The sequence below is a fragment of the Cellulosimicrobium sp. So1_17 genome (assembly GCF_055181235.1).
Window position 1 is genome coordinate 992,215 of the sequence record NZ_CM143702.1, and the last position, 21,096, is coordinate 1,013,310.

At 70.5% G+C, this 21,096-nt stretch carries 14 protein-coding genes and 3 rRNA genes; all 17 read right to left on the reverse strand.

What is annotated here, in order from left to right:
• Positions 1 to 15: 15 nt before the first annotated feature.
• Positions 16 to 1,068 carry a copper transporter gene (locus tag ACZCLJ_RS04455; RefSeq protein ID WP_251150804.1) on the reverse strand — a complete coding sequence of 351 codons (1,053 nt, stop codon included), beginning with the start codon at positions 1,066 to 1,068 and terminating at the stop codon, positions 16 to 18.
• Between the two features lie 136 nt (positions 1,069 to 1,204).
• Positions 1,205 to 2,389: a putative cytokinetic ring protein SteA gene (gene steA, locus ACZCLJ_RS04460; RefSeq protein WP_251150803.1), complete on the reverse strand. Its 1,185-nt coding sequence runs from the start codon at positions 2,387 to 2,389 to the stop codon at positions 1,205 to 1,207.
• A 6-nt stretch (positions 2,390 to 2,395) separates the two neighbouring features.
• Positions 2,396 to 4,144, reverse strand: coding sequence for a DNA repair protein RecN (gene recN / locus ACZCLJ_RS04465; protein WP_463105611.1), 1,749 nt, complete (start codon positions 4,142 to 4,144; stop codon positions 2,396 to 2,398).
• A gap of 2 nt (positions 4,145 to 4,146) precedes the next feature.
• Positions 4,147 to 5,124 (reverse strand): NAD kinase, encoded by a 978-nt coding sequence (locus ACZCLJ_RS04470; protein ID WP_463105612.1) that lies wholly within the window; start codon positions 5,122 to 5,124, stop codon positions 4,147 to 4,149.
• Positions 5,121 to 6,065 (reverse strand): TlyA family RNA methyltransferase, encoded by a 945-nt coding sequence (locus ACZCLJ_RS04475; protein WP_463105613.1) that lies wholly within the window; start codon positions 6,063 to 6,065, stop codon positions 5,121 to 5,123. The genes ACZCLJ_RS04470 and ACZCLJ_RS04475 overlap by 4 nt, the downstream gene beginning before the upstream one ends.
• Before the next feature lie 2 nt (positions 6,066 to 6,067).
• Complete coding sequence (locus ACZCLJ_RS04480) at positions 6,068 to 6,301, reverse strand: hypothetical protein (protein ID WP_251150799.1); 234 nt, start codon at positions 6,299 to 6,301, stop codon at positions 6,068 to 6,070.
• Positions 6,302 to 6,437: 136 nt separating this feature from the next.
• Positions 6,438 to 7,460, reverse strand: a complete 1,023-nt coding sequence (locus tag ACZCLJ_RS04485; RefSeq protein ID WP_463105614.1) for an HAD-IIA family hydrolase — start codon at positions 7,458 to 7,460, stop codon at positions 6,438 to 6,440.
• Complete coding sequence (locus ACZCLJ_RS04490) at positions 7,457 to 8,275, reverse strand: hypothetical protein (protein ID WP_463105615.1); 819 nt, start codon at positions 8,273 to 8,275, stop codon at positions 7,457 to 7,459. The genes ACZCLJ_RS04485 and ACZCLJ_RS04490 overlap by 4 nt, the downstream gene beginning before the upstream one ends.
• Positions 8,276 to 9,147: 872 nt before the next feature.
• Positions 9,148 to 9,264, reverse strand: a 5S ribosomal RNA gene (gene rrf, locus ACZCLJ_RS04495).
• A 102-nt stretch (positions 9,265 to 9,366) separates the two neighbouring features.
• Positions 9,367 to 12,474 (reverse strand): 23S ribosomal RNA (locus ACZCLJ_RS04500).
• Positions 12,475 to 12,962: 488 nt separating this feature from the next.
• Positions 12,963 to 14,486 (reverse strand): 16S ribosomal RNA (locus ACZCLJ_RS04505).
• The 16S, 23S and 5S rRNA genes sit together here, the layout of an rRNA operon.
• A 674-nt stretch (positions 14,487 to 15,160) precedes the next feature.
• Complete coding sequence (gene tyrS / locus ACZCLJ_RS04510; RefSeq protein WP_463105616.1) at positions 15,161 to 16,423, reverse strand: tyrosine--tRNA ligase; 1,263 nt, start codon at positions 16,421 to 16,423, stop codon at positions 15,161 to 15,163.
• A 139-nt stretch (positions 16,424 to 16,562) separates the two neighbouring features.
• Complete coding sequence (locus ACZCLJ_RS04515; RefSeq protein WP_463105617.1) at positions 16,563 to 17,267, reverse strand: DNA-3-methyladenine glycosylase; 705 nt, start codon at positions 17,265 to 17,267, stop codon at positions 16,563 to 16,565.
• 48 nt (positions 17,268 to 17,315) lie between these two features.
• On the reverse strand, positions 17,316 to 17,951 hold the full coding sequence (locus ACZCLJ_RS04520; protein WP_463105618.1) for a uridine kinase family protein: 636 nt from the start codon (positions 17,949 to 17,951) through the stop codon (positions 17,316 to 17,318).
• A gap of 103 nt (positions 17,952 to 18,054) precedes the next feature.
• Positions 18,055 to 19,482, reverse strand: coding sequence for an argininosuccinate lyase (gene argH, locus ACZCLJ_RS04525; RefSeq protein ID WP_463106353.1), 1,428 nt, complete (start codon positions 19,480 to 19,482; stop codon positions 18,055 to 18,057).
• Positions 19,483 to 19,600: 118 nt separating this feature from the next.
• A complete protein-coding gene (locus ACZCLJ_RS04530; RefSeq protein ID WP_463106354.1) occupies positions 19,601 to 20,137 on the reverse strand; it encodes an arginine repressor in 537 nt (178 codons plus the stop codon).
• Positions 20,138 to 20,151: 14 nt separating this feature from the next.
• Positions 20,152 to 21,096, reverse strand: a complete 945-nt coding sequence (argF, locus tag ACZCLJ_RS04535; RefSeq protein ID WP_251150791.1) for an ornithine carbamoyltransferase — start codon at positions 21,094 to 21,096, stop codon at positions 20,152 to 20,154.

Genomic DNA, 21,096 nt, shown 5'->3' on the forward strand with positions numbered 1-21,096 from the left:
CCCGCGCGCCCCACGTCAGCCCTCGCCCGGGTCGGTCGTCGTGCTCGTCGTGGCGCCCTCGGCGTCGTCTGCGCCTTCCGAGCCGCGGACGACAGGGGGCAGCTCGACCGCCGGCGGCATGACCGCCGTGGCGTTCTCCTCGAAGCCGAACTGGCCGACCTGGTCCGCGAGCCGGGCCGCGAGCGCGAGCGGCACGTTGATGCGACCGGGCTCGGCCTCGGTCCCGCTCACCGTCGAGAGGTTCGCCGCGAGCTCCTCGGAGCCGCGGATCGTGGAGACGAGGTCACCGGGCACCGCGGTGCTCCCGGCGACGAGGGCGGCCTGCGCGACGTCCTGCGCCGCGACGGCGACCTGGACCTCGATGTCGATCACGGTGGTGTCGGGAGCGGGCGCCTCGGTGGCTTCCGCCGCAGCATCGGTGGCCTGCTCGGGCGCCGGTCCGGCGAGGAGGAGCACGACGTCGGCCGGCGCGACCTGCTCCTCGACCACGTCGACGAGTGCGAAGCGCTCGAGCAGCGTCTCGAGCTCCACGGCCTCGTCGCTGCGCGCGTCGGGGTCCTGCGGGGACGTGCCCGTCAGCGCGAGCGCGAGAGCGCGCGCGAGCCGCTGGTCCGTCGAGGCGTCCTCCGGCACGTCGCCGAGCTTGTCGGCGAGCCCTTCCGCCACGGTGTCCCGCGCGCTCACCTCCTCCTCGCTCGTCCACGAGTCCGTGAGACGCACCTGCGCGACGACGCTCGCGCCCGCGGACTCGAGCTGCGCGCCGATCTGCTCGTCGCGCTCACCGTCGGCACCGTCCAGGTCGACGACGGCCACGCGACGGTCCTGGAGCGACCCGGCGACGAGCTGAGGGCCGGCCGCCTCGATGTAGCGCGCACCGTCGTCGAGCGTGACGTTCGCCCGGTCGAGCTCGTCGCGCAGCTCGTTGCGCTCGGCGCGCAGCTGCTCGACCTGCCCGGTGAGCTGGTCGCCGATCGCGCCCTGGAGCGGCCCGGCGCCGAGGATGATCCCGACCGCCAGCGCGAGGAAGACGGAGATCAACGAGACGATGTGGTACCTGAAGTCGATCACTGTGCGGTGGTGTCCTTCGGTGCGTGCTGCAGGTGGTCAGGTGGTCGGGTGCGGTCCGGAGGGCCGGCAGGCGGGTGCCGCCGGCGACCGGGCGACTCCTCGGGCGACCGTGGTCGCGCCGTGGTGCCGCCGGTGGTCAGCCTCCGCCGAACAGGGCGCCGATCCAGGAGGTCAGGTCGTCGAACCGTGCGCCGACGAGCCCGAAGAACGTCTGCCCGGCCGACGTCGACAGCAGCGCCATGACGACGGCGAACAGCCCCGCGAGCGACAGCAGCGTGAGCTGGACGTTGGAGATCCGGTGCCGGTACAGGCGCGAGACGCCCTTGGCGTCGACGAGCTTGCCACCGACCCGCAGGCGCGTCAGGAACGTGCTCGCCATGCCCGCCCGTCCCTTGTCGAGGAACTCGACGAGCGTCGCGTGCGTGCCGACGGCGACGATGACCTCGGCACCCTTGTCGTCGGCGAGGAGCATCGCGATGTCCTCGCTCGTGCCCGTCGCGGGGAACACGACGGGGTCCACCCCGAGCTCCTTCACCCGCTCGAGCCCCGGTGCCTTGCCGTCGCGGTACGCGTGCACGACGATCTCCGCGCCGCAGCTCAGGGCACGGTCCGACACCGAGTCCATGTCGCCCACGATCAGGTCCGGCTTCCAGCCGGCGTCGAGGATGGCGTCCGCGCCACCGTCGACCCCGATGAGCACGGGCCGGTACTCCTTGATGTAGGGCCGCAGCGTCGCGAGGTCCTCGCGGTAGTGGTAGCCGCGCACCACGATGAGCACCTGGCGGCCGTCGATCTCGGTACGGATGTCCGGGACGCCGACGCCGTCGAGCAGGAGCTCGCGCTCCCGCCGCAGGTAGTCCATCGTGTTCTCGGCGAACGACTCGATCTCGGCCGAGAGGTTGGCGCGCGCCTCCTCGAGGCTGTCGGCGACCGTCGCCTCCGTCTGGACGACGCCCTCCGCGACGAGGTCGTCGCCGAGCAGGATCTTGTTCCCGTCGAGGCGTACCTCGCGGCCGTCCGGGATCGCCATGATCGCCGGTCCGAGGTCGTCGACGAGCACGATGCCGGCCGCGACGAGGATGTCGGGGCCGAGGTTCGGGTACCTGCCGGACACGGACCGTGCAGCGTTGAGGACCGCCGAGGGCTTCGCCGCGACGAGGGCGTCCGCCGCCACGCGGTCGATGTCGACGTGGTCGATGACCGCGACGTCGCCCGGCTGCAGCCGCTTGGTCAGGGCCTTCGTCCGGGCGTCGACCCTGGCCGGGCCCAACGTGTCGGGTCCGGTCTCCGGCAGCGTGGTCTTGCGCAGAGTCAGCTTCATCGTGCCCTATCGTCCCACGACCGACGACTCGAGGAGCTCGTGCGCGTGCCGCAGGGCCGCGTCGGAGTCCTCCTGTCCGGACAGCATCCGCGCCAGCTCGCGCACCCGGTCCTCCCCCGTGACCTTCCGCACGCCCGTCACGGTCACCGGGCTGTCGGCGTCGCCTACCTCGTCGCGCTCCGGCGAGGACTTCGTCACCACGAGCTGGTCGTCGGCGAAGGCCGCGACCTGCGCGAGGTGCGTCACGACGACCACCTGCGCCCGGCGTGCGAGCGCCGCGAGCCGCCGGCCCACCTCGACCGCCGCCTTCCCCCCGACCCCTGCGTCGACCTCGTCGAACACGAACGTCGGCAGCGCCGGCCCGCTGCCGTCGGCACCCACGGCCGACGTCGCGAGCGCTACCTCGATGGCGAGCATGACGCGCGAGAGCTCGCCCCCGGAGGCGCCCTTGCCGAGCGGCCGCGGCGGCGCGCCGGGGTGCGGGGTGAGGGAGAACGTCACCGCGTCCGCACCCCACGGGCCCGGCTCGTCCGCCGCAGCGACGTCGACCACCAGGCTCGCACCGCTCATCGCGAGACCGCGCAGCTCGTCCGTCACCGCCGCGGCGAGCTCCGCGCCCGCGCGGTCGCGGGACGCCGTGACCGCAGCGCCGACGCTCCCCAGCTCCGCGTCGAGCTCGTCGCGCCGCTCCGTCGCGGCGCGCAGCCGCTCACCGCCGTCGTCGAGGTCCAGCAGGCGCAGCCCGGCGTCGCTCGCCCACGCGAGCACGTCGTCGATCGTCTGGCCGTAGCTGCGGGTCAGCGTGCCGAGCTCCGCGAGCCGCGCGTGCGACGTCTCGAGCCCCGCCGGGTCCGCGGCGAGGTCCTCGACGTACCCGGAGATCTCCGTGGCGACGTCCGCGAGGACGTACCCCACCTCGGCGAGCCGTTCGGCGAACCGTGCGAGCGCCGGGTCGGTGGGAGCCGCCGACTCGAGCGCGCGGCGAGCGCGGTCGACCGAGGTGACGGCGTCCTCCTGCTGCTCGGCGGCGTCGTCGCCCGCGATCGCGTCGTGCGCGAGCTGTGCCGCGACGCGCAGCTCCTCGACGTTGCCGAGACGGGCCACCAGCGCGGCGAGCTCGACGTCCTCGCCCGGCTGCGGGTCGACGCGCTCCACCTCGGCGAGGCCGAGGCGCAGGAGCTCGGCCTCGCGCGCCCGCTCTCCGGCTCGGGTCGTGAGGTCGTCGATCTCCGCCTGGAGCGCGCTCCGCTCCGCCCAGGCGGCACGGTACCGGTCGAGCAGGGCGCGGTGCTCGGGTCCGGCGAACGCGTCGAGCGCCTCGCGCTGCCTGCTCGCCGTGCGCAGGCGGAGCTGGTCGGACTGCCCGTGCACGGTGACGAGGTCGTCCGCGAGCTCGGCGAGCACGCCCTGCGGCACGCTCCGCCCGCCGAGGTGCGCGCGCGAGCGGCCCTCTGCGGCGACGGTCCGCAGCACGACGACGGTGCCGTCGTCGTCCACCTCCCCGCCTGCGTCGTCGACCCGGCGCGCCACCGCTGGACGGTCCACGACCCGCACGCGGCCCTCGACCACGGCGGTCGCGGCACCCGGCCGCACCGTCGCGGGATCGGCCTTGCCGCCCATGAGCAGCCCCAGGCCGGTGAGCACCATGGTCTTGCCGGCGCCGGTCTCCCCCGTGATGACGGTCAGGCCCGGTCCGAGCGGCACGCGCGCCGACCGGATGACGCCGAGGTTCTCGATGACGATCTCCTCGAGCACGCTCACTCCTCCTCAGGGTCGGGCGCCACGGACGCGCGGCTCGCCGTCGGGGCGGCTGTCGTCGTGGCGGCTGTCGTCGTGGCGGCGATGTCGGCTGCGCGCTCGCGCCAGCCCACCACGGGCAGCGAGAACTTCGAGACGAGCCGGTCCGTGAACGGGGCGGTGCTCAGCCGGGCGAACCGCAGCGGTGTGGGGCTGCGGCGCACCTCGACGCGCGAGCCGTTGGGCAGGTCGATGCGGCGTCGGCCGTCGCACGTCAGGACGCCGGGCGACGCGGAGCGCGGCAGGACGTCCACGGTCACGGTCGACCGCGGCCCGACGACGAGCGGGCGGGCGAAGAGCGCGTGGGCCGCGAGCGGGACGACGAGGACGGCGTCCACCTCGGGCCACATCACGGGCCCGCCCGCGGAGAACGCGTGGGCCGTGGAGCCCGTCGCGGTCGCGGTCACGACGCCGTCGCACCCGAACGAGGACACCGGCCGGCCGTCGACGCCGATCGCGACCTCGATCATGCGCTCGCGCTGGGCCTTCTCGACCGTCGCCTCGTTGAGCGCCCAGCCGGTGAGCGGCTCGCCGCCGTCCGGGAGGTGCACACGCACCTCGACGACGGTGCGCTCCTCGACCGTGTAGTCCCCCGCGACGAGACGTGCCACCGCCGCGTGGAGGTCCTCGCGCTCGCTCTCGGCGAGGAACCCGACGTGACCGAGGTTGACGCCGAGGATCGGGACCTCGGTCCCGTGGGTGAGCTCTGCCGCCCGCAGGATCGTGCCGTCACCGCCCAGCACCATGACGACCTCGGACTCGGTGACCCCCTCGCGGACACGGGTCAGCGCCATGTGGTCGCCGAAGGTCTCGGCGAGGTCGTCGTCGTGCAGGGTGACGGCGAAGCCCGCGGCCTCGAGCTCGGTGACCGCCTCACGCAGCGCGACGACCGCCTCCGGGCGGCCGCCGTGGGTGACGATCAGCACGCGACGTGTCACGGTGCTCCTCCAGTCGAGCGGATGGTCTGCGCGGTCTCGCGACCGGGTGCTGGCAGCACGACGGCGACGGGTGGGGCGTCGGCCCCGGGCGCCGGGTCCCAGGCCACGGCGCGCCTCGCGGCCTCGGCCACGGCGGAGTCGTCCACCTCGCGGGAGTCGCCCGCCCGCAGCCACCAGAAGTACTCGCGGTTCCCGCTGGGTCCCGGCAACGGGCTCGGGACCACCGCCACCGGCCGCAGCCCGGCGAGCGCGGCGTGACGGGCGACCGACGTGACGACCTCGGCGTGCAGCGACGGGTCGCGGACCACGCCTCCGCTGCCGAGCCGGTCGCGACCGACCTCGAACTGCGGCTTCACGAGCAGCAGCAGGTCCGTCCCGGGGCCGACGACACCGGCGACGGCCGGGAGCACCATCGCGAGCGAGATGAAGGACAGGTCGCCCACCACCAGGTCCGGTACGGCGCCCACGTGCTCGGGCACGAGGTCGCGCACGTTGAGCCCTTCGTGGACCTCGACCCGCGGGTCCGCACGCAGGGCAGGGACGAGCTGGTCGTGCCCGACGTCGACCGCGACCACCTCGTGAGCGCCCCGGCGCAGGAGCACGTCGGTGAACCCGCCGGTCGAGGCACCGAGGTCGAGACACCGGGCGCCGTCGACGCGGGGCGGCGCCGGCAGCCCCGGCACGCCGCCGCGCAGCGCCTCGAGCGCGTCCAGCGCCCCGGCCAGCTTGAACGCGGCTCGCGACGCGTACCCGGGGTCGTCCGGGTCGGGGACGACGGCCAGCACGGTCTGCGTCCCGACGGCGAGCGACGCCTTGGTCACCGGCAGACCGTCCCGCGTCACCCTGCCTGCCGCGAGGAGCTCTGCCGCGTGGCGCCGCGAGCGGGCGAGGCCGCGTCGCACCAGCTCGCCGTCCAGACGAGCACCCGAGCCTCCCGCCACGCTCAGTCCTCCGAGCGCGCCAGGTCGGCCACGAGCGCCTCGTGCACCGCCTCGAGCACCTCCACGTGCGCCGGAGTCGCCAGCGAGTCGAGGTGGTCGAGCCGCGCGAGCGCGTCGTCGAGCGCGCCGGACGCGTCGACCGCTCCCGGTACGTCGTGGGGCCCCGACGCGAGGACGACCTCGCGGCGCCGGAGGTCGCCCGGCGTCGCGACGCCCGGCACGTTCCCGTCCGCCATCTCTGCTCCCTCCGGTGCTGCGACGGCGGCCTCGTGGCCGCCGCCGCCCACGCTACCGGTTACGACCCACCGGACCGGCACCTCGAGGACTGCCGCGCCGCGATCGTCCGACGTCACGGGCAGCCCGGCTGCCGGGTCAGTGCGAGCCGACGGCGATCTCGGGCACGCTCGCGGCGTCGACGACGCCGCCCTCGTCGACCGTCGCCCACGCCGCGGACGCCGCCACCCGCACGGTGTCGATCGTCGCGGGACCGCGCACGTCGAGGCGCAACGCCCCGTCCTCGACCCGTGCCGCGCTCCGCCCGCACGTCCACCAGCCGTCGTCCGCGGCCTCCGGCGCCGGGTGGGCCTCGTGGAGCGACCGCAGGTCGGCCCCGAGGAAGTGCGGGCGCAGACCCGGCTCGGCGAGGATCGCGTCGCGCGCCGTGCTCACGCCCGTGAGCACGTGCAGACCGGGGTACCCGCCGGCGCGGGCGCCCGCCAGGTCCGTGTCGAGCCGGTCTCCGACGACGAGCGGCGCCCGGGCTCCGGCGCGCTCGATCGCGAGGCGGTACATCGTGGGCGACGGCTTGCCGGCGCTGTCGGGCTCGACCCCCGTCGCCGCGCGCACGGCCCCGACGAGCGAGCCGTTGCCCGGCGCGAACCCGCGCGCCGTCGGCAGGGACAGGTCGAGGTTGCTCGCGACGTGCCAAGCGCCACGTTGGACGGCGTAGGCCGCCTCCGCGAGCTGGGTCCAGCCCAGCTCGGGCGCGAATCCCTGGACCACGGCGACGGGGTCGTCGTCGGCGCTCTCGACGATCTGGAGCCCGGCGTCGTGCACGGCGGTGACCAGTCCGGCGCCCCCGACGACCAGGACCCGCGCTCCGGGCTCGAGCCGCGTGCGCAGCAGCGCGGCCGCCGCCTGGGCGGCGGTCAGCACCTCGTCCGCGGTCGTCGGGATGCTCAGGCCCGTGAGCTGCTCCGCGACGGAGCCCGGCTCGCGCGACGCGTTGTTCGTCACGAAGACGAGCCGCATCCCCCGCGCGCGAGCACCGGTCAGGCTCTCGGCCGCGTGCGGGATCGGGTCGTGGCCCCGGTACGCGACGCCGTCGAGGTCGACGAGCGCGAGGTCGTACGCCTCGTCCAGCGCGACCTCGCTCGCGAGCAGACCGCCGCTCACCGCCCGTCCTCCTCCGACGGCACGCCACCGGCCTGCACGCCCGCGTCCTCGGTCCCGTCGTGGGCGGCGGAACCGGTCGCAGCGGAACCCGTCGCGACGGAACCGGTCGCGGCAGAGCCCGTCGCCGTCGCGCCGGAGTCGTCGGTCCCGGCGGAGTCGTCGGTCCCGGACAGCTCGTCGTCGGACAGGTCGTACACGACCACGTCCTCGTCGTCGTCACCCGGAACGGTGACCAGGAACGACGCGTCGATGCCCGCGAGGATCTCCGCAGCCTCCTCGGTCCGTCCCGCCGCCTCGAGGACGGACGCCTTCGCCTGCTGCACGCGGGCTCCCAGCTCGCCCCGCGTACCGGCGGTCGGCACCTGGGCGAGCACGGCCAGCGCGGCGTCGAGCTCCCCGAGGTCGACGCGAGCCCCGCTGACGACGATCGCGAGCTCGGTCCGCCCCACGTCGTCGAGCGTGCGCGCCTCGTCGGAGGCCGCCAGCGCGAGGGCCCGCTCCGGACGGCCCAGGCCCCGCTCGCAGTCCGCCATGATCGGCAGGTGCTCCGACGAGCCGTTGAGCCGACGCACCGTGCGCAGCTCGCGCAGCGCCTCGGCGTAACGGCCCGTGCTGTAGGCCGTGAGACCGGCCGCCTCGCGGACGACGTCGACCCGACCGGCACGCCGGACCGCCGCCTGCGCGTGCTCGTAGGCCAGCTCGGGCTCGGTGTCGATGAGCCGTCCCGCCATGACGAGGTGCTTGCCCACGACCTCCGCCGTGTCCTTGCTCAGCGTCCGCAGGCGCGCCCGCGCGGAGCGGTCGAGCTGTGACATGGTCACGTCCTCCGCGACGGGAGGGCCCGCGGGGTGCCGCGGTGCCGGACGCTCGTCGGACCGCGCACGGTCACGACCTGCGCCACCGCGCGGGGCATGGCTCCGACGGTCGCCGTCGGACCGCGCTCCGCCGTCACGCCGCTCGTACCCCCCAGACCGCTCGGATGCGCTCCCCGTCCTGCCCTCACGCTGGCCGTCCCGCGGTCCGCGGCCGCCGTCGCGACGGGTGCCGTCGCGACCGCCGGTGCCTTCTGGCCGACGACCCGGACCGTCATCACGACGCGCGGGGTAACGACCGCCTGTGCGATCGTCGCGACCCGCGCGGTCGTCCCGCCCGGTCCGACGGTCGTCCCGCCCGGGCCGGCGATCGTCCCTGCCGGTCGGGCGGTCGTCTCGCGCGCCCGCTCGCGCTCCACCGCGGTCGTCCCGACGCGGGAAGGCCTTGCGGCCCTCGTCCTCGCGCCGTACCGGTGCCCGCCTGTCGGCGCGCTCACCGGAGCCGCGGTCGCTGCGCGGCGCCCCCGCGCCTCGCGACGGTCGCTGCCCGCCGGAGGAGCCCGAGCGGCCGGGCGCGCCGTCACGTCCGCCGCGGCCCTGGCCGGACGTCCTGGCTCGGTCGTCCCGACCGCCGCGCTCGTCGCGCGGCCCGTCGGAGGACGGACGTTCGCGATCGGAGCCGTCGTGGGTGTCGTTCACCAGGGTTCCCTCCCCGTACAGAAGTGCGCTGATCATCCTCCCACGCCGGCTGCGCGCGGTCAGCGACCGCTGCCTTGGCGGCAACACGCCGCCCGCGCGGATGATCGCGCACGCTGTGGAGGATGGTGAAATGCCGAAGGCCCACCCCTGGTGGGGTGGGCCTTCGGTGAAGGGTTGTCCGGCGGCGTCCTACTCTCCCACCCCGTCTCCAGGGCAGTACCATCGGCGCTGAAGGGCTTAGCTTCCGGGTTCGGTATGGGACCGGGCGTTTCCCCTTCGCTGTGACCGCCGTAACTCTGTCGAACACTTTCCCGGGTGCCGCCCCCTGGTGTGGGGGTGGTGGGGTTGGTGGTTCGGGAACCGCACAGTGGACGCGTCGCATGAGAGTGTGATGGGTGTTGAAGTTGTCGGCTGATTAGTACCGGTCAGCTGCACGGGTCGTTGGTCCCCGTTTCCACGTCCGGCCTATCTACCCAGTGTTCTGCTGGGTGCCTCTCACCCCTGAGGGTATGGAAACCTCATCTTGAAGCAGGCTTCCCGCTTAGATGCTTTCAGCGGTTATCCCTTCCGAACGTAGCCAACCAGCGGTGCTCCTGGCGGAACAACTGGCACACCAGAGGTTCGTCCGTCCCGGTCCTCTCGTACTAGGGACAGCCCTTCTCAAGTTTCCTGCGCGCGCAGCGGATAGGGACCGAACTGTCTCACGACGTTCTAAACCCAGCTCGCGTACCGCTTTAATGGGCGAACAGCCCAACCCTTGGGACCTACTCCAGCCCCAGGATGCGACGAGCCGACATCGAGGTGCCAAACCATGCCGTCGATATGGACTCTTGGGCAAGATCAGCCTGTTATCCCCGGGGTACCTTTTATCCGTTGAGCGACGGCGCTTCCACAAGCCACCGCCGGATCACTAGTTCCGACTTTCGTCCCTGCTCGACCTGTCAGTCTCACAGTCAAGCTCCCTTGTGCACTTGCACTCGACACCTGATTGCCAACCAGGCTGAGGGAACCTTTGAGCGCCTCCGTTACATTTTAGGAGGCAACCGCCCCAGTTAAACTACCCACCAGGCACTGTCCCTGGTCCGGATCACGGACCGAGGTTAGACATCCGAAGCGGCCAGAGTGGTATTTCAACGTTGACTCCACCCGCACTGGCGTGCGGGCTTCACAGTCTCCCACCTATCCTACACAAGCCGCACCGAACATCAATACCAAGCTATAGTAAAGGTCCCGGGGTCTTTCCGTCCTGCTGCGCGTAACGAGCATCTTTACTCGTAGTGCAATTTCGCCGAGTTCGCGGTTGAGACAGCGGAGAAGTCGTTACGCCATTCGTGCAGGTCGGAACTTACCCGACAAGGAATTTCGCTACCTTAGGATGGTTATAGTTACCACCGCCGTTTACTGGGGCTTAAATTCTGAGCTTCACCCGCAAGGGGTTGACCCGTCCTCTTAACCTTCCAGCACCGGGCAGGCGTCAGTCCGTATACATCGTCTTGCGACTTCGCACGGACCTGTGTTTTTAGTAAACAGTCGCTTCTCCCTGGTCTCTGCGGCCGTCCACGCTCCCCGAGCTAGTCGGTTCACGTTTCGGGCCCCCCTTCTCCCGAAGTTACGGGGGCATTTTGCCGAGTTCCTTAACCACGATTCGCTCGATCGCCTTGGTATTCTCTACCTGACCACCTGAGTCGGTTTGGGGTACGGGCGGCTAGAACCTCGCGCCGAGGCTTTTCTTGGCAGCATAGGATCACCCGTTTCGCGCATACGCGCTCACTATCAGCTCTCAGCCTCGTGTCGGGCGGATTTGCCTACCCGACGGCCTACAGCCTTGGACGTGGACTACCATCGCCACGCCGGGCTACCTTCCTGCGTCACCCCTGTTAATACGCTTACCTACTACCGGTTCGGGTCCCGCGCGCCCCTGTCCGGTGACCCCGAAGGGTCGGTGGACAGGTTTGGGCGGTTAGCATCACCGGGCTCGGTATGGGCGGTTCTTCGCCGGTAGGAGAATATCAACTCCTTGTCCATCGACTACGCCTGTCGGCCTCGCCTTAGGTCCCGACTTACCCAGGGCGGATTAACCTGGCCCTGGAACCCTTGGTCATTCGGCGGACGGGTTTCTCGCCCGTCATTCGCTACTCATGCCTGCATTCTCACTCGTGTGGCCTCCACCGCTGGGTTCCCCCGCGGCTTCACCGGCCACACGACGCTCCCCTACCCACCTGCGCCTCTGGACCACGAAGGCCTGAGTTACGCGCAGATGCCACGGCTTCGGCGGTGTACTTGAGCCCCGCTACATTGTCGGCGCGGAATCACTTGACCAGTGAGCTATTACGCACTCTTTCAAGGGTGGCTGCTTCTAAGCCAACCTCCTGGTTGTCTGTGCAACTCCACATCCTTTCCCACTTAGCACACGCTTGGGGGCCTTAGCCGGTGGTCTGGGCTGTTTCCCTCTCGACTACGGAGCTTATCCCCCGCAGTCTCACTGCCACGCTTCCACTTACCGGCATTCGGAGTTTGGCTGACGTCAGTAACCTTGTAGGGCCCATCGGCCATCCAGTAGCTCTACCTCCGGCAAGAAACACGTGACGCTGCACCTAAATGCATTTCGGGGAGAACCAGCTATCACGAAGTTTGATTGGCCTTTCACCCCTAACCACAGGTCATCCCCCAGGTTTTCAACCCTGGTGGGTTCGGTCCTCCACGCGGTCTTACCCGCGCTTCAACCTGCCCATGGCTAGATCACTTCGCTTCGGGTCTAGACCCAGCGACTATGGACGCCCTGTTCGGACTCGCTTTCGCTACGGCTTCCCCACACGGGTTAACCTCGCCACTGAGCACTAACTCGCAGGCTCATTCTTCAAAAGGCACGCTGTCACCCCAACCAAGGAGGCTCCAACGGATTGTAGGCACACGGTTTCAGGTACTATTTCACTCCCCTCCCGGGGTACTTTTCACCTTTCCCTCACGGTACTGGTCCGCTATCGGTCACTAGGTAGTATTTAGGCTTAGCAAGTGGTCTTGCCAGATTCACACGAGATTTCACGGGCCCCGTGCTACTTGGGATCCCCTTCGGGAGGCCGCGCCATTTCGTCTACCGGACTCGCACCGTCTGTGGTCCGCCTTTCAATGCGGTTCGACTATGACACGGCTTTCTGACTCCCCGGTGGACTGTCAGATCCACCAGAAGGGTCCCACAACCCCGGACACGCAACGCCTGACAGCTTTACCACGCGCCCGGTTTGGCCTCATCCGCTTTCGCTCGCCACTACTCACGGAATATCTCTTCCTGCCGGTACTGAGATGTTTCACTTCCCGGCGTTCCCTCCACACACCCTATATATTCAGGTGCAGGTCGCACGACATGACTCGTACGGGGTTCCCCCATTCGGAAACCCTCGGATCACAGCTCGTTTGCCAGCTCCCCGAGGCTTATCGCAGGCTACGACGTCCTTCTTCGGCTCCTAGTGCCAAGGCATCCACCCTGTGCCCTTAAAAACTTCGACACACACACTACAATCTATTCGCAGAGACCAAGAACAAAAACCACGGACACACCCCGAAGGGCACACCCGTACTTTTTGCATCTTGATCACTTCAAAGATGCTCGCGTCCACTGTGCAGTTCTCAAACAACCAACGACCCCGACCCGCACAGACCCGCCTACCCACCAAGACCAGCTCGGCGAGCGGTTCGCGATCCACGGACCGACCCGTACCAGGCACCACCACCGAAGTGGCCGGCGACCTGAGGACCCAACAGTGTGCTCGACAAGCCCCGGACCCGCCCGCGATGTTCCACCACACCCCCCGGACACCACCGAACCCCCCGAAGGAGAACCCAGCAGACCAGGCGACGCAGGTACTGACACCAGCGAGACCGACGCTCTTTCGTCAATGTTCCACCCATGAGCAACCACCCCCACACGCGAACGGCGTGGGCCGTGGCCACCACACACCACCCCGAGGGGAAGGCGTGCGTTGAAGCTCCTTAGAAAGGAGGTGATCCAGCCGCACCTTCCGGTACGGCTACCTTGTTACGACTTAGTCCCAATCGCCAGTCCCACCTTCGACCACTCCCCCCGGCGAACCGGTTGGGCCATGGGCTTCGGGTGTTACCGACTTTCGTGACTTGACGGGCGGTGTGTACAAGGCCCGGGAACGTATTCACCGCAGCGTTGCTGATCTGCGATTACTAGCGACTCCGACTTCATGGGGTCGAGTTGCAGACCCCAATCCGAACTGAGACCGGCTTTTTGGGATTCGCTCCACCTTACGGTATCGCAGCCCTTTGTACCGGCCATTGTAGCATGCGTGAAGCCCAAGACATAAGGGGCATGATGATTTGACGTCATCCCCACCTTCCTCCGAGTTGACCCCGGCAGTCTCCCATGAGTCCCCGGCATAACCCGCTGGCAACATGGGACGAGGGTTGCGCTCGTTGCGGGACTTAACCCAACATCTCACGACACGAGCTGACGACAACCATGCACCACCTGTGCACGAGTGTCCAAAGAGACCACCATCTCTGGTGACTTCCCGTGCATGTCAAGCCTTGGTAAGGTTCTTCGCGTTGCATCGAATTAATCCGCATGCTCCGCCGCTTGTGCGGGCCCCCGTCAATTCCTTTGAGTTTTAGCCTTGCGGCCGTACTCCCCAGGCGGGGCACTTAATGCGTTTGCTGCGGCACGGAACTCGTGGAATGAGCCCCACACCTAGTGCCCAACGTTTACGGCATGGACTACCAGGGTATCTAATCCTGTTCGCTCCCCATGCTTTCGCTCCTCAGCGTCAGTTGCGGCCCAGAGACCTGCCTTCGCCATCGGTGTTCCTCCTGATATCTGCGCATTCCACCGCTACACCAGGAATTCCAGTCTCCCCTACCGCACTCTAGTCTGCCCGTACCCGATGCAAGCTCGAGGTTGAGCCTCGAGTTTTCACACCAGACGCGACAAACCGCCTACGAGCTCTTTACGCCCAATAATTCCGGACAACGCTTGCGCCCTACGTATTACCGCGGCTGCTGGCACGTAGTTAGCCGGCGCTTCTTCTGCAGGTACCGTCACTTGCGCTTCTTCCCTGCTGAAAGAGGTTTACAACCCGAAGGCCGTCATCCCTCACGCGGCGTCGCTGCATCAGGCTTTCGCCCATTGTGCAATATTCCCCACTGCTGCCTCCCGTAGGAGTCTGGGCCGTGTCTCAGTCCCAGTGTGGCCGGTCGCCCTCTCAGGCCGGCTACCCGTCGTCGCCTTGGTAGGCCATCACCCCACCAACAAGCTGATAGGCCGCGAGCCCATCCCTGACCGAAAAACTTTCCAACCACCCCCATGCGAGGACGGCTCATATCCGGTATTAGCCCCGGTTTCCCGGAGTTATCCCGAAGTCAAGGGCAGGTTACTCACGTGTTACTCACCCGTTCGCCACTAATCAACCCAGCAAGCTGGGCATCATCGTTCGACTTGCATGTGTTAAGCACGCCGCCAGCGTTCGTCCTGAGCCAGGATCAAACTCTCCGTAAATGATCAACGCCCACCACCAGACCCAAAGACCCGGCAGCGAACAATCCATACGAAGCGAACCCCGAAAGATTCACAAAACTGGCCTACAAACGAAAAACAATCTGACGATCATTCTCCGAAATCAACCAAAAACATCCCCAGACACAACCAACCAGCCACCCCGAACGGGACAACCCAGCCAGCCACGCCCACAAAGGGGACAAAAATTGGCATTGACTAACAAGCACACTGTTGAGTTCTCAAACAACCGACACACACCAACTCAGCCAGACCCTCAGGCCCAACCTCGCTTGGGGCAACTTCTCAACCCTACCAGGTCCTCCCCCCGCTCTCCAACTCGTCCTTGCGGCCGAGATTCGAGGCGAGCTGGCGATCCCAGCAGCCCCTCAGCGGGACGAGCGCACGAAGCACCCAGTCTTTCGAAGAGGGGGACCGCCCGGGGGACCAGCCACCTCGTGCCTGCTCCGAAGAGCTTCACCGTGGTGTCCGTTCCTCCCTGCCGGGCGAACGTCGAGAACATTACACGCGCTGGAGCCGGCTGCCAAATCCGCAGGATTCCGCGGTTCCGGACCCTCGGGCCGCTGCTTCGGCGGCGCCGGCGGGCGCTCCAGGACGTGCCCGGACGCCCGAGGGGCACGAGCCGCGAACAGCCCGTGTCCCTCGGACGTGCCGGCTCAGCCGCCGGCGACCGCGACGCCGAGGGTCTTCTTCCCCCGGCGCAGCAACGCGTACCGCCCGTGGAGCAGGTCCTGCGCGCTCACGACCGCGTCCTCGTCCGTCACCTTCACGTTGTTCACGTAGGCCCCTCCCTCGGCGACGGCCCGGCGTGCCGCGCCCTTCGAGGCGACGAGCCCCGCACCGACGAGCAGGTCGACGACGGGGTCGCCGGCGCGCACGGGCGTCCTCGGGAGCTCGGCCACGGCGGCGCCGAGCGTCTGCTCGTCGAGCGCTCCCAGCTCGCCCCGACCGAACAGCGCCTGGCTCGCCGCCACGACCGCCTCGGTCGCGGCCGCGCCGTGCACCAGCGTGGTGACGTCGCCCGCGAGCGCCCGCTGCGCCTCGCGCGCCCCGGGACGCTCGCGCACCGCGGCCTCCAGCTCGGCGATCTCCTCGCGCGACCTGAAGGTGAAGATCTTCAGCCAGCCCACGACGTCGTCGTCCGCCGCGTTCAGCCAGTACTGGTAGAACGCGTACGGGCTCATCATGTCCGGGGCGAGCCACACGGCGCCGCCCTCGGTCTTGCCGAACTTGGTGCCGTCCGCCTTGGTGATGAGCGGCGTCGTCAGCACGTGCACGGCCTTGCCCTCGGCCTTGCGGACGAGCTCGACGCCGGAGAGCAGGTTCCCCCACTGGTCGTTGCCGCCCGTCTGCAGCGTGACGTCGTGGCGTCGGTTCAGCTCGAGGAAGTCGATGCCCTGCAGGATCTGGTAGCTGAACTCCGTGAAGCTGATGCCCTCCTCGGAGCGCAGCCGGCGCGCCACGGTGTCCTTGGCGAGCATCGTCCCGAGGCGGTAGTGCTTGCCGACGTCGCGCAAGAGGTCGATCGCGGAGAGCTCCGAGATCCAGTCGAGGTTGTCGACCAGGCGCGCCGGGTTGTCCCCCTCGAAGTCGAGGAAGCGCGACACCTGCGCCTTGAGACGCTCGGTCCACTCGGCGACGGTCTCCTTGGTGTTGAGCACCCGCTCCCCCGACTGTCGGGGGTCACCGATCATCCCCGTCGCGCCGCCGACCAGTGCCACCGCGCGGTGCCCGGCGAGCTGCAGGTGACGCAGCACGACGAGCTGGACGAGGTGACCGTGGTGGAGGCTCGGCGCGGTCGGGTCGAAGCCGCAGTAGTAGGCGATCGGGCCCTCGGCCAGCGCGGCGCGCAGCGCGACCTCGTCGGTGGACTGCGCCACCAGGCCTCGCCATTGCAGCTCGTCGAGAACGTCGCTCACCATCACTCCTTCGTCCGGTGCCCACGGAGCGGGCACGTGCACCGCGGCCCGTGCGGGCCGCGGTCCTAGTGTGCCGTGTCGGCGCGCGCCGCGGCGCACCCCTCCGCGTGCGGCGGCCGACGTCGCCGCTCGCCGCACGTCACCGCGCGCGGGCGCTCACCTTGCGGAACGCGGAGACGGTGGCGTCGCCCGCGAGCCAGTAGCGCCACGGGTACAGCGCGCCGTCGCCGCCCTCGCCGGAGACCCCGACCCGGGGTCCCGTGGCGATCGCGGGTCGCAGGAGTCGGCCCGGGCGGTGGATCACCAGCGCTCCCGCAGGATCCGTGAGCTCTGCGCCGTAGTGGCGCAGGTCCAGGTCGAGCGCGACCGCGAGGCGCGCCGGGCCACGGGCGATCTGCCGGTCGGAGTCGCACCGTCCGACGGCGGCACGGCGTGACCGGGCCACCTCGGCCCCCTCGATCACCTCGCCCGCCCGGAGGAGCACCGCCGAGGCGCGTCCCACGGGACCTGTGACGACGTTGACGCAGTGGTGCAGGCCGAGGTGACGGTAGACGTACAGCCGTCCCGGCTCGCCGAACATCGCCCGGTTGCGGTCGGTCCGGCCGCGGAAGGCGTGCGACCCGGGGTCCCGTTCGCCGTCGTACGCCTCGACCTCGGTGATCCGCAGCGTGACGTCCCCGTCGACGCTGCGACGGGTGAGCAGCGCACCGAGCAGGTCCCGCGCGACGTCGTGCACGTCCCGCGCGTACCAGCCCCGGCCGGGTGCGTCCCACGGCCCGACGACGCGCGCACCGTCAGCCGTCTCGGCCGTCTCGGCCGTCTCGGCCGTCGCGTCCGTGTTCATGGCACCACCTCCGTGGTCGGCAATCTACGCCGTGGCCCGGGCCGGTGCTCACCGCCCGGCAGGAGGCGTCACGACGACGCCCCCGTACCCGTCGAGGCGCAGGTCCGCCCGCTCGCGCGTGCGGTTTCGCGCGTAGTGCTCGCGCTCGGCGGTCATCCACGCGAGCCAGTGGTCGCGCGACTCCTCGCCGTCCCGGTCGAGGCCCCGGCGGAGCCGCACGTCGTCGGGCGCCTCGACCCAGACGCGCAGCGCCGCGACCGCGTCCGCCTCGAGCCGCGCCGCGCCGCACCCCTCGACGACGAGGAACGGCGCGGGCGGCACGTCGTGCCACTCGGCAAAGGTGTCGCGTCCCCAGTCGAAGCGCCGGTACCGACCCGGCCGGCCGGAGGCGAGCGGCGCGAGCACCCACCCGTCGAGCCGGGCCCAGGCCGGCTCGAGGCCGCGCCAGCCCTCGTAGAGGTCGTCCATGTGCAGCACCTGTGCGGGCAGCGCCTCACCGAGCTGGGCCGCGAGCGTCGTCTTCCCCGACCCGGCGGGGCCGTCGACGACCACCAGCCGGATGCCCGACGTCGCGTCCCGTCCGGGCGCCGGCCACCCGCCCGGGTGCGGTGCGGGGACGACGCGCGGATCGGCGTCGTGCACACGGCGCACGATCTCCGCGAGGACCGCCGGACCGACGCTCACGCGCACCCGCCGCCGGGCACGCCCTCCGGACCGTCGAGCTGGTGACGAGGGTCCGTCCGGACGTGCGGACGGACCACCGCCACACGGGCGCGCGAGGACACGCTCAGCCCTGCGCCCAGAACCGGTACTCCGCAGAGCGTTCCTTCGCGGCCTCGAGCTGCTCGGCGACGCGCACGGGGGCCGTGCCGCCCTCGGCGTCGCGCGACGCGAGGGAGCCCTCGACGCTCAGGACGTCGCGCACGCCCGGCGTGAGGTGCTCGGAGATCGCGGCGAGGTCGTCGTCGGACAGGTCCCACAGCTCGATCCCCCGCTCCTCGCACACCCGGACGCACGCCCCCGCGACCTCGTGCGCGACGCGGAACGGCACTCCGTCGCGCACGAGCCACTCCGCGACGTCGGTCGCGAGCGAGAAGCCCTGCGGCGCGAGCGACGCCATGCGGTCGGTGTCGAACGTGAGGGTCGCAACCATGCCCGAGAAGGCGGGCAGGAGCACCTCGAGCGTGTCGACCTGGTCGAACACCGGCTCCTTGTCCTCCTGGAGGTCGCGGTTGTACGCGAGCGGCAGGCCCTTGAGCGTCGTGAGCAGCCCGGTCAGGTCGCCGACGAGCCGGCCCGCCTTGCCGCGCGCGAGCTCCGCGACGTCGGGGTTCTTCTTCTGCGGCATGATGCTCGACCCCGTGGAGTAGGAGTCGTGCAGCCGCACGAAGCCGAACTCCTTGGTCGCCCAGAGGATCACCTCCTCGGCGAGCCGCGACAGGTCGATCCCGATCATCGCGGCGACGAACGCGAACTCGGCGACCACGTCGCGCGACGCGGTCCCGTCGATCGAGTTCTCGACGGGGCCGTCGAAGCCGAGCTCGGACGCGACCGCCGCCGGGTCGAGGCCGAGCGACGATCCCGCGAGGGCCCCGGACCCGTACGGCGAGCGCGCGGCGCGCACGTCCCAGTCGATGAGCCGGTCGACGTCGCGCAGCAGCGGCCAGGAGTGCGCGAGCAGGTGGTGCGCGAGCAGCACGGGCTGCGCGTGCTGCAGGTGCGTGCGACCGGGCATCGCGGCGCCGGGATGGGCCGCGGCCTGCTCGACGAGCGCGTCGACGACGTCGAGCACGAGGCCCGCGATCGTCCGGGCCTCGGCGCGCAGGTACATGCGCGTGAGGGTCGCGATCTGGTCGTTGCGCGACCGCCCGGCGCGCAGCTTGCCGCCGAGCTCCGGGCCCGCGCGCTCGATGAGGCCGCGCTCGAGCGCGGTGTGGACGTCCTCGTCGTCGTCCGCGGCGACGAACGCGCCCGAGGCGACGTCGTCGCGCAGGCGGTCGAGCGCCGCGAGCATGCCCTCGAGCTCGTCGTCGTCGAGGAGCCGCGCGGCGTGCAGCACCTTGGCGTGGGCCTTCGAGCCGGCGATGTCCTGGCCGGCGAGGCGCCAGTCGAAGTGGGTGCTCTTGCTGAGCGCCGCGAGCGCGTCGCTCGGCCCGCCGGCGAACCGGCCGCCCCACAGGCTCACACGCCCGGTGGTCGCCGCGTCCGTCGTCATCTCGGTCTCGTGGTCGTTCTCGGGCACACCCGCTCCTTCGTCGTCGCTCATGGTCCCAGCGCCCCGTCGCCGAGGTCCGGGTTCAAGTGTGGCAGGGGCGCACGCAGGCGCCGACGCGTCAGGCGCCAGGACCCGACAGGTCGAGGAAGCGCCGGGCGAGGTCCGCGCCGCCGTCGGGCTCGCGCGCGATGACGAGGATCGTGTCGTCGCCCGCGATGCTCCCGAGGACGCCGGGCAGGACCGAGTGGTCGATCGCCGAGGCGAGGTAGTTCGCAGCTCCCGGTGGCGTGCGCAGCACGACCAGGTTCGCCGACGCCTCCGCCGAGACGAGCATCTCGGAGCACAGGCGCGCGAGCCGGGCCGCGAGGTACTCGGGCGACTCGGCGCTCTGCACGCTGCGGTCACCGCCCTCCCCCGGGACCGCGTAGACGAGCGCCCCGGCGGGCCCTCGCACCTTCTCGGCGCGCAGCTCGATGAGGTCGCGCGAGAGCGTCGCCTGCGTGACGGTCAGGCCGTCGGCCGCGAGCTCCCGGGCGAGCTCGGCCTGCGAGTGGATCTCGGTCCGGCGCACGATCTCGGCGATGCGCGCGTGGCGCGCCGCCTTGGTCGTGGCGGTCCGCCCGTGCGCCGGGTCGGCGCGCTCCCCGGCGTCCACCTCGCGCCCCTCGGTCACGACCGCTCCAGGAGGAACGTCAGGAGGGCCTTCTGCGCGTGCAGGCGGTTCTCGGCCTCGTCCCACACGACCGACTGCGGACCGTCGACGACCTCGGCCGTGATCTCCTTGCCCCGGTAGGCGGGCAGGCAGTGCAGGACGATCGCGTCGTCCGCGGCGTGCGCGAGCAGCTCGGCGTTCAGCTGGTACGGCAGGAACGGGAGCGCGCGCTCCGCCGCCTCGTCCTCGTCGCCCATCGACACCCAGGTGTCCGTCGCGACGACGTCGGCCCCGGTCACCGCCTCGACGGGGTCGGCCGTGACGAGCACCGACCCCCCGGTCTCCGCCGCGATGCGCTGCGCGTCCGCGACGAACCCCGCCGCCGGCGGGTAGCCGTCGGGCGTGCCGACCCGGACGTGCATCCCGGCGGTCGCGCCCCCGAGGAGGTAGGAGTGCGCCATGTTGTTCGCGCCGTCCCCGACGTACGCGAGGGTCTGGCCGGGCAGGGCCGCGGTGCCGCCGCGGTGCTGCGCGACGGTGAGGAGGTCGGCGAGGATCTGGCACGGGTGGAAGTCGTCCGTGAGGGCGTTGACGACGGGGACCCGGCTGACTCCGGCCATCTCCTCGATGCGGTCCTGGCCGTAGGTGCGCCAGACGATCGCGGAGACCTGCCGGTCGAGCACGCGGGTCGTGTCGGTGATCGACTCGCGCACGCCGATCCCGGCGAGGCGACCGTCGACGACGAGCGGGAAGCCGCCGAGCTCGGCGATCCCCGTCGCGAACGAGACCTGGGTGCGCAGCGTCGGCTTGTCGAACAGCACCGCGACGGCCTGCGGTCCGGCGAGCGGCTGGCGGAACGTGCGGTCGTCGCGGAACGCGAGCGCGATCTCCAGGACCTGACGCTGCTCGGCGGGCGTGAGGTCGTCGTCGCGCAGGAAGTGCCGCGGGGCCACCGGGGTCAT

What these genes read in the sequence shown, in the direction of transcription:
- argH (WP_463106353.1), bottom strand. Translation starts at nt 19,482, where the DNA reads ATGACGACGGACGCGGCGACCACCGGGCGTGTGAGCCTGTGGGGCGGC.
- ACZCLJ_RS04515 (WP_463105617.1), bottom strand. Translation starts at nt 17,267, where the DNA reads ATGAACACGGACGCGACGGCCGAGACGGCCGAGACGGCCGAGACGGCT.
- steA (WP_251150803.1), bottom strand. Translation starts at nt 2,389, where the DNA reads ATGAAGCTGACTCTGCGCAAGACCACGCTGCCGGAGACCGGACCCGAC.
- ACZCLJ_RS04480 (WP_251150799.1), bottom strand. Translation starts at nt 6,301, where the DNA reads ATGGCGGACGGGAACGTGCCGGGCGTCGCGACGCCGGGCGACCTCCGG.
- ACZCLJ_RS04490 (WP_463105615.1), bottom strand. Translation starts at nt 8,275, where the DNA reads ATGTCACAGCTCGACCGCTCCGCGCGGGCGCGCCTGCGGACGCTGAGC.
- argF (WP_251150791.1), bottom strand. Translation starts at nt 21,096, where the DNA reads ATGACCCCGGTGGCCCCGCGGCACTTCCTGCGCGACGACGACCTCACG.